Source organism: Streptomyces flavofungini (assembly GCF_041028215.1).
GTDB classification, from domain to species: domain Bacteria; phylum Actinomycetota; class Actinomycetes; order Streptomycetales; family Streptomycetaceae; genus Streptomyces; species Streptomyces flavofungini_B.
Map to the genome: position 1 here is coordinate 1 of NZ_JASKYR010001514.1, position 352 is coordinate 352.

Genomic DNA, 352 nt, shown 5'->3' on the forward strand with positions numbered 1-352 from the left:
CCACCCCCTCGGCWCCGCACTCCGCCGCGGACACCGCGGCGAGCCCCGCATCCAGCGCGAACCCGCGCCACCGATCCCACCACCACGGCCCGGTCATGGCCGTGCTGCGGTCGTCCCCCGTCGTGGTCATGCCTTCCAGCGTACGGGCGTTCCGCCCCGGTTTCCGGGTGAGTTTCCGGCTCGGTGATCCAGCACACCGTCGCGTGGAAGGGGCTTGGTACGGCATAGTGTTGGGTGCCCATTCGGGGAACTGCGCAAATGTCCGGTTCACCCGAATTGATCCCCCGTGGTGTAATTGGCAGCACTGTGGCTTTTGGTGCCATCTGTCCGGGTTCGAGTCCTGGCGGGGGAG

The 352-nt window shown here is 67.8% G+C and carries 1 tRNA gene; it reads left to right on the forward strand.

Annotated features, from left to right (window positions below):
- Nucleotides 1-280: 280 nt before the first annotated feature.
- Nucleotides 281-352 (forward strand) — tRNA-Gln (locus tag AB8Z36_RS41945).